The organism is Roseomonas sp. TAS13, from assembly GCF_001950415.1.
Classification (GTDB): domain Bacteria; phylum Pseudomonadota; class Alphaproteobacteria; order Acetobacterales; family Acetobacteraceae; genus Roseomonas; species Roseomonas mucosa.
The window spans coordinates 1-8,166 of record NZ_BDLP01000195.1 but is presented as its reverse complement, the minus strand read 5'-3'; the positions used below and the strand labels follow the sequence as shown (position 1 = coordinate 8,166).

Annotated in this window: 5 protein-coding genes; all 5 read left to right on the top strand. The window is 71.2% G+C overall.

Going from position 1 to position 8,166, the window contains the following annotated elements; all coding sequences use genetic code 11:
* Nucleotides 1-50 precede the first annotated feature (50 nt).
* The 5 genes from ROTAS13_RS14945 (at nucleotide 51) to ROTAS13_RS14925 (ending at nucleotide 8,027) form a co-directional block, all read left to right on the top strand.
* Nucleotides 51-2,411 carry a PAS-domain containing protein gene (locus tag ROTAS13_RS14945; RefSeq protein WP_256371400.1) on the top strand — a complete coding sequence of 787 codons (2,361 nt, stop codon included), beginning with the start codon at nucleotides 51-53 and terminating at the stop codon, nucleotides 2,409-2,411.
* On the top strand, nucleotides 2,408-3,847 hold the full coding sequence (gene tldD, locus ROTAS13_RS14940) for a metalloprotease TldD (RefSeq protein WP_058390074.1): 1,440 nt from the start codon (nucleotides 2,408-2,410) through the stop codon (nucleotides 3,845-3,847). The genes ROTAS13_RS14945 and tldD overlap by 4 nt, the downstream gene beginning before the upstream one ends.
* A 449-nt stretch (nucleotides 3,848-4,296) precedes the next feature.
* Nucleotides 4,297-6,627, top strand: coding sequence for an FdhF/YdeP family oxidoreductase (locus ROTAS13_RS14935; protein WP_058390075.1), 2,331 nt, complete (start codon nucleotides 4,297-4,299; stop codon nucleotides 6,625-6,627).
* Nucleotides 6,628-6,670: 43 nt separating this feature from the next.
* Nucleotides 6,671-7,132 carry a GNAT family N-acetyltransferase gene (locus ROTAS13_RS14930; RefSeq protein ID WP_058390076.1) on the top strand — a complete coding sequence of 154 codons (462 nt, stop codon included), beginning with the start codon at nucleotides 6,671-6,673 and terminating at the stop codon, nucleotides 7,130-7,132.
* Between the two features lie 70 nt (nucleotides 7,133-7,202).
* The gene (locus ROTAS13_RS14925; protein ID WP_075822731.1) at nucleotides 7,203-8,027 is read left to right on the top strand and encodes an alpha/beta fold hydrolase; all 825 of its coding nucleotides are present in this window, start codon (nucleotides 7,203-7,205) and stop codon (nucleotides 8,025-8,027) included.
* Nucleotides 8,028-8,166 lie beyond the last annotated feature (139 nt).

Here is an 8,166-nt window from a genome sequence, read left to right as displayed (position 1 = left end):
TCGCCTTACGGTGGAGCTGTGCGTAGATGTGATCAAGAGACAGGGGGCGGCTGGGCTTCGTCAATCCCGCCTTTCTGGCGCTGGCCGGCCTGCCGCCCGAGGCGCTGCCCGCCGGCCTGCCGATGACCGAGGTCCGCCGCGTGCTGGCCTATCGCGGCTTCTATGGCCCGGGCGACCCGGAGGAGCGGGCGGCGGGGATCGGGCAGATCGACCATTCCCGCCCGCAGCGGCGCCTGTTCCGCACCATGCGGGGGCAATGGCTGCAGGTGCAGGTCACGTCCCTGCCGTGCGGGGCGCGGATCAACACCGTCTCGGACATGACGGCGATCCGCGAGGCCGAGGCGATGGCGCAGGACCGGAGCCGGATGCTGGACGGCCTGTTGCAGAACCTGGAGACCGGGGTGGCGCTCTATGGCGCCGACGGGCGGCTGCGCTGGTCGAACCGGGCCTATGCGGCGCTGAACGGGCTTCCGCCCGGGACGCTGCGGGAGGGGATGAGCTTTCTCCAGGTGCTGCGCCTGATGGAGGCGCAGGGCGAGTTCGAGAACCTGGAGGACGACGACTATCCCGCCCGCTGCGCGGCCGAGGTGCATCGCCTGCCCTTCAGCGACCAGCGCGAAAGGCCGTGCGGACAGGTGCTGCGCATCCAGCGCCGGCCCTCCGGCGATGGCGGGATGCTGGTGGAGGTGGACGACGTCACCGGCCTGCGCCGGGCCGAGGGCATGGCGAGCCACCGGGCGGCCATGCTGGACGGCATCCTGACCGCGCTGCCGCAAGGGGTGCTGGTCTATGGGCCGGACCAGCGCGTCTCGCTGGTCAACGAATCCTTCCGCCGGGCCATGCCGGACCTGACGCACGGGGTCGGGGATTCCCTGGCCGAGATCATCGCGCGCCACGGCGCGGCGGGGGACAGGAGCGAGCCCCCGGGAGCCATCATGCTGACCTCCGCCGTGACCTGGCAGCAGCGCGGGAGCCGGAGCTACACGCTGCACCGCCATGACGGGCGGGTCTTCGACATCCAGACCTCCGCCCTGCCGGATCTGGGGCGGGTGGCCGTCTTCACCGACGTCACCGCGCGCCACCGGGCCGAGGCGGAGGCGCGGCAGCAGGAGGAGCTGCTCCGCACCACGCTGAACCACCTGCGCTATGGCATGGCGATCTTCGACCGGCAGGGGCGGCTCGTCGCTTCCAACCCGCTGACGGCCCGGCTCTGCGGGTTGCAACCGGAGCAGGTGGTGCTGGGCACCCATGCGGACGACCTGCTGCACGACCAGATCGCGCGCGGCGAGTTCGGCCCGCCGGGGGACGGGACGGACGCGCTGATCCGCCGTGCCGCGGCCACGCCGCGATCCGGCCCCGGCCGCTATGTCCGCACCCGCGCGGACGGGACGGTGGTGGAGGTCACCACGGACCTCACGCCCGACGGGGGCTTCGTGCGGACCTTCGTGGACATCACCGAGCAGCACCGCGCCAGCGCCGAGCTGGCCGCGGCGCGCGATGCCGCCGAGGCCGCACACCGGGCCCAGGCGCGATTCCTGGCCAATATGAGCCATGAGCTGCGCACCCCGCTCAACGCGGTGATCGGCTTCTCGGAGGCGCTGCTGGACGGGCTGGGCGGGGGGCCGGGCCGGGGCCTGGAGGCCGGGTGGCCCGAATGGGCCCCGGAGGGGGAGCCCGCGGGGAGGCCAGGGCCTGGCATGGCGGCGGACCTGGCCACGAGGCAGATCTTCCTGACGGCCATCCGCGATGCCGGCCGCCACCTGCTGGGGCTGATCGACGACCTGCTGGATACCGCGCGCTCGGACACGGCCGAGCAGGCGCTGGAGCTGCGGCCGGTGGAGCCGGAGCTGCTGCTGCGCGAGGCACACCGCATCCTGCTGGGCGCCGCGCGGCGCGGCGGCACCGATCTGGTCCTGGACCTGCCCGATGCCCTGCCGCCGGTGCCGGCCGATGCCCGGCGGTTGCGCCAGGTGCTGCTGAACCTCATCTCCAATGCGGTGAAGTTCACCCCGGCGGGGGGGCGGATCACGCTGGCCGCCCGACTTCTGCCCATGGGGGCGGTGGCGGGCGGGGAGGCGGCGGCGATGGAGATCAGCGTCACGGACACCGGAATCGGCATGGCGCCGGAGGACATCCCCCGCGCCTTCGAGCCCTTCACCCAGTTGGAGGACGGCCATGCCCGGCGCTATGGCGGCTCTGGCCTCGGCCTGTACCTCGCCCGTACGCTGAGCGAGGCCATGGGCATGCGGCTGTGGCTGGACAGCACCGCCGGGCAGGGCACCACCGCCCGGCTGCTGATCCCCCTTCCCGCCGGGGAGGAGCGCCGCGCCCGGCCCGGAGGCGGTGCCGGTCCCGGCGGCATCCCCGGTTCCCCCCTGCCCGCCGGCCCCCTTTCGGAGATCCTGCCATGAGCGCCGCCACCGATGCCATGGCCGCCACCGAGCGGCTGTTCTTCCGCGACCTCGACCCGAACCGGGCGGCGCGCATCGTGGCCGATGCCCTGGCCGGGGCGGAGGATGGCGAGCTCTTTCTCGAATACCGGGAAAGCGAGGCGATCAGCCTCGACGACGGGCGCATCCGCGCGGCCAGCTTCGACACGTCCCGGGGATTCGGCCTGCGCGCCGTGCGGGGAGAGGGGGCGGCCTATGCCCATGCCGGGGAGATCGGCGAGGCCGCGCTGAAGCGCGCCGCCGAGACGGTGCGCGGCCTGCCGGGCGACCGGATGGCGGCGCTGGACGAGGCGCCGCGCCGCACCAATGCGCGGCTCTACGACAGCGCCAACCCGCTGGCCGCCATGGGCTTCGCCGGAAAGACCGCGCTGCTGGCCGCCATCGATGCCTATGCCCGGTCCCGCGACGCGCGGGTGCGGCAGGTGATGGCGACGATCAGCGGCGAATGGCAGGCGGTGCGCATCCTGCGCCCCGACGGGCGCGGCGTGGCGGACCTGCGGCCGCTGGTGCGGCTGAATGTCGCGGTGGTGGTGGAGGATGGCGGGCGGCGCGAGACCGGCTCCTTCGGCACCGGCGGGCGCTTCGCCTATGAGCGTGTGCTGAACGAGACGAGCTGGAAGGGCGCGGTGGACGAGGCGCTGCGCCAGGCGGTGGTGAACCTCGACAGCCGCCCGGCGCCGGCGGGGGAGACGGTCGTGGTGCTCGGCCCCGGCTGGCCCGGCATCCTGCTGCACGAGGCCATCGGCCACGGGCTGGAGGGCGATTTCAACCGCAAGGGAACCTCGGCCTTCGCCGGGTTGATGGGGCAGCGGATCGCCGCGCCCGGCGTGACCGTGGTGGATGACGGCACCATCCCGGACCGGCGCGGCTCGCTGACCGTGGATGACGAGGGCACGCCGACCTCCCGCACCGTGATGATCGAGGACGGCATCCTGGTGGGCTTCATCCAGGACCGGCAGAATGCCCGGCTGATGGGCGTGGCGCCGACCGGCAACGGGCGCCGCGAATCCCATGCCCATATCCCCATGCCGCGCATGACCAACACGGTGATGGCCGGCGGGGAACATGCGCCGGAGGAGATCATCCGCTCGGTGAAGCGTGGGCTCTACGCGGTGAATTTCGGCGGCGGGCAGGTGGACATCACCTCGGGCAAGTTCGTCTTCTCCGCCTCCGAGGCCTATCTGATCGAGGATGGGCGCGTCACCGCGCCGGTGAAGGGCGCCACGCTGATCGGCAGCGGCGCCGATGCGCTGACCCGCATCGCCATGGTCGGCAACGACTTCGGCATGGACCCGGGCATCGGCACCTGCGGCAAGGATGGGCAGGGCGTGCCGGTGGGCGTCGGCCAGCCGACGCTGCGCCTCGACGGGCTGACGGTGGGCGGCACGGCGGTGTGATGTTGCGCCCGCGGCCCGGTGGGAAGGCTCCGCCTTCGCTCCCGTAACCACCCCATCCGCCAGGACGCTGCGCGCCCTGGACCCCGTTCATTGGTTCTTTCTGCGACCGGATCGCGCTGGAGGGCCATGCTCTCCGGCGGCTGCCGGTACCGCCAGCGAGGCCAAGGTGTCTTCCTTCCTTCCGGGCGCCTCGCCGGTCCACCTGCTCCCAGGGATCGGACCATGGGCCGACGGCTGCCACGGGCACCAGCGAAAGCCCGGGGTCCGGGGGCCGGCTTCGGTCCCCGGCGGAGAGGGTGTGTGAGAGGCGGCGCCTCTCCCGCGAGGGTGGCCGCGAAGAGTGCGCTGCCTGATCCTCCCCGATGAAGCAGCTGTCATCGCGCCCAGCGGCAACCGTGCCCGGGCTCCGCCGGTTCTCCTGTCACCGGCTGGGCGCGGAGGGCTTTTCCATGGGTGATGATGTCAGGATCGGCCCTTATGACGGCCCCTCCGGCGGTTGGGGCTCGGCGAAGTCGCTGGGCGAGATCATGCTGCGCGAGAAGGTCACGCCCGGCATCGGCGAGGCGCTTTTGCGGCAGAACAAGGCGGATGGCTTCGCCTGTGTTTCCTGCGCCTGGGCCAAGCCCGCTTCCGCGCATCCCTTCGAGTTCTGCGAGAACGGTGCCAAGGCCACGGCCTGGGAGCTGACCTCGCTCCGCACCCCGCCGGACTTCTTCGCGAAGCACACGGTGACGGAGCTGCTCGGCTGGTCCGATTACTCGCTGGAGCAGCAGGGACGGCTGACGCATCCGATGCGCTACGACGCCGCCAGCGACAGGTATGTGCCGGTGGCGTGGGAGGAGGCCTTCCGCATCATCGGGGAGGAGCTGAAGGCGCTCGACCCGAAATCCGTGGTCTTCTACGCCTCGGGCCGCGCCTCGCTGGAAACCTCCTACATGTACGGCCTGCTGGCGCGGATGTACGGCTGCAACAACCTGCCCGACAGTTCCAACATGTGCCACGAGACGACCTCGGTGGCGCTGAAGGAGGTGCTGGGGTCGCCGGTCGGCACCATCACCCTGGCCGATTTCGACCATTGCGACGCCATCTTCTCCTTTGGGCAGAATGTCGGCTCCAACAGCCCGCGCATGCTGCACCAGTTGCAGGAGGCGGTGCGGCGCGGCGTGAGGATCGTCACCTTCAACCCCCTGCGCGAGCGTGGCTGGGAGCGCTTCACCAACCCGCAGAGCCCGCTGGAGATGGGCACCGGGGCGGAGACGCGGATCAGCGAGCAGTACCACCAGGTGAAGGCGGGCGGCGACATGGCCGCGCTGATGGGGCTGTGCAAATGGCTGATCGAGGCGGATGACCGGGCGCGGGAAAGTGGCGGCGCGCCGGTGCTGGACCATGGCTTCATCCGCGAGCACACCAGGAGCTTCGAGGAATTCGCGAAGGCCGCGCGCGAGACGGGGTGGGAGCGGATCACCGAGGAATCCGGCCTGACGCGCGTGGCGCTGGAAGCGGCGGCGGAGCTGTACAGCCAGTCCAAGGCCGCGATGTTCATCTATGGCATGGGGCTGACGCAGCAGGTGCTGGGCGAGCAGAACCTGCACATGCTGGTGAACCTGCTGCTGCTGCGCGGCAATATCGGGCGGCAGGGCGCGGGGATCTCGCCGGTGCGGGGCCATTCCAACGTGCAGGGCCAGCGCACCGTCGGGATTTCGGAGAAGCCGGCGCTGGTGCCGCTCGACCGGCTGGCGGAGCTGTACGGGTTCGAGCCGCCACGCGAGAAGGGGCTGAACACGGTGGAGGCCTGCGAGGGCGTCCTCAAGGGCGAGGTGAAGGGCTTCATCGGCCTGGGCGGCAATTTCGTGCGCGCCATCCCGGACCGTGACCGGATGGAGCCCGCCTGGCGGAAGATGCGGCTGACGGTGCAGATCGCGACGAAGCTGAACCGCTCGCACCTGGTGAACGGCGAGGTCGCGCTGCTGCTGCCCTGCAAGGGGCGGATCGAGCGCGACAGCCAGGCGACGGGCGACCAGACGGTGTCGATGGAGGACAGCACCGCCACCATCCATGCCTCCTTCGGCAAGCGCGAGCCGGCGAGCCCCGATCTGCTGTCCGAGCCCACGATCGTCGCCGGTATCGCCAAGGCCACGCTGCCGCCGAACCCGAGGCTGGACTGGGACACGTGGCTCGCCGACTACGGCCTGATCCGCGATGCGATCGAGCGGACCTATCCCGAGGAGTTCCGTGGCTTCAACGACCGCATGGCGATCCCGGGCGGCTTCCACCGGCCGATCCCGGCGCGCGACCGGGTGTGGAAGACCAAGAGCGGCAAGGCGGAGTTCCGCGTGCCGGAGAAGCTGACTGCCACCGGCTTCGAGGACCAGCCGGAGCAGTACCGGCTGATCACGCTGCGTTCCAACGACCAGTTCAACACCACCGTCTATGGCTATCACGATCGTTTCCGGGGCGTGAAAGGCACGCGCATGGTGGTCTTCATGAACCCGGAGGATATCGTGGAGGCGGGGTTGTCGGACGGGGACGAGGTGACGCTCGCGACCGTCTATGGCGACGGCGTGCGGCGGGAGTTCGGCGGGCTGCGCGTCACCGGCTTCGACATCCCGCGCGGCTGCCTCGCGGCCTACTACCCCGAGTGCAACACGCTGATCCCCGTCGCGCACCATGCGGAGGAGAGCAAGACGCCGGCGGCGAAGGCCGTGCCCGTGCGCATCAGCGCGCGCGTGCCGCACCATTCCGGGCGCAGCGTGCCGGCGGAGGGGCTGCCGCCCGGCTGATTGCCGCTTCCCCGGCCGGGGCGCTGCAGGCAGGATGCGGGGCATGTCCGGCCCCGATCATGTCCTCCGTCCCGCCCTGCCGGGGGAGGCGCCGCTCCTCGCCGCCCTGGCGGAGCGTGCCTATGCCCATTACGTCCCGGTGATCGGGCGGCGCCCGGCGCCGATGGACGACGACTACGCCGCCCGCATCGCGGCGAGGCAGGTGCATGTGCTGGAACGCGGCGGCCGAATCCTGGGCCTTGTGGTGATCGAGGACCGGACGGGCCATCTCTGGCTCGACAACATCGCCGTGGAGCCGGAGGCCAAAGGGCAGGGCCTCGGCGGCGTGCTGCTCGATTTCGTGGAGGCGGAGGCGCGGCGGCGGGGTTTCCGCGAGCTGCGGCTTCTGACCAACGAGAGGATGGAGGCGAACCTCGCCCTTTACCGGCATCGCGGCTTCACGGAGGCCGAGCGGCGGGAGGAGAAGGGATTCCGGCGGGTCTACCTGCGCAGGACGCTGTCCTGATGCGCGGCGGGCGGCCAACCAGGGCCGTCTCCAGCCGTTCCTGAAGGCATCCAGCAACAGCGAGAATGCGATGTCCTTCATCGAGGCCCGGGACGGAACACCCCTGTTCTACAAGGACTGGGGCGCCGGCAAGCCGGTCGTGCTGATCCATGGCTGGCCGGTCAACGCGGATATGTGGGAATACCAGGCGCCTTTCCTGGCGGAGAACGGCTGCCGCGTGATCGCCTATGACCGGCGCGGCTTCGGGCGCTCCGGCCAGCCCTGGTCCGGCTATGACTACGACACCATGGCCGACGACCTGGCCGCCATCCTCGACGCGCTGGACCTGCGCGACGCGACGCTGGTGGGCTTCTCCATGGGCGGCGGGGAGGTCGCGCGCTACCTCTCGCGCCATGGCGGATCGGGGCGGGTGAGCAAGGCCGTCCTGGTTGCCGCCGTCACGCCCTTCCTGCTGCGGACGGAGGACAATCCCGAGGGCGTGGACCGTTCCGTTTTCGACGACATGGTCGTCAACCTGCAGGCGGACCGCCCGGCCTTCCTGGCGAGCTTCGGCAAGCAGTTCTTCGGCGCCGGGCTGCTGAGTTTCTCCATCAGCAGCGAGCTGCTGCAATGGACAGGCAACCTCGCCCTCATGGCTTCGCCCAAGGCGACGCTGGACTGCGTGCGCGCCTTCTCGGAAACCGACTTCCGCGCCGACCTGCCGCAGATCCGCGTGCCGGTGCTGGTGATCCATGGCGATGCCGACAACACCGTCCCGATCGACGCCGCCGGGCGCCACGCCGCTGCGATGATCCCCGGCGCGCGGCTGGTGGAATATCCGGGCGCGCCGCATGGGCTGTTCTTCACCGAGAAGGACCGGTTGAACCAGGACCTCTTGCGCTTCATCAGCGAATAGGCGCGCCGGTTCCGAGCTCCGGGAGGGCGTTGCGCTTCGTGGCCGGCCGCCGGGGGAGAGGCGCTGCCTCTCGCCCCGGACCCCCTATCCGCCGGGGACCGAAGCCGGTCCCCGGACCCCGGGCCCGAGCTGGTGCCGG

Excerpts from the sequence above, each read along its gene's own strand:
- tldD (WP_058390074.1), top strand. The coding sequence starts at position 2,408 with ATGAGCGCCGCCACCGATGCCATGGCCGCCACCGAGCGGCTGTTCTTC.
- ROTAS13_RS14935 (WP_058390075.1), top strand. The coding sequence starts at position 4,297 with ATGGGTGATGATGTCAGGATCGGCCCTTATGACGGCCCCTCCGGCGGT.
- ROTAS13_RS14930 (WP_058390076.1), top strand. The coding sequence starts at position 6,671 with ATGTCCGGCCCCGATCATGTCCTCCGTCCCGCCCTGCCGGGGGAGGCG.
- ROTAS13_RS14925 (WP_075822731.1), top strand. The coding sequence starts at position 7,203 with ATGTCCTTCATCGAGGCCCGGGACGGAACACCCCTGTTCTACAAGGAC.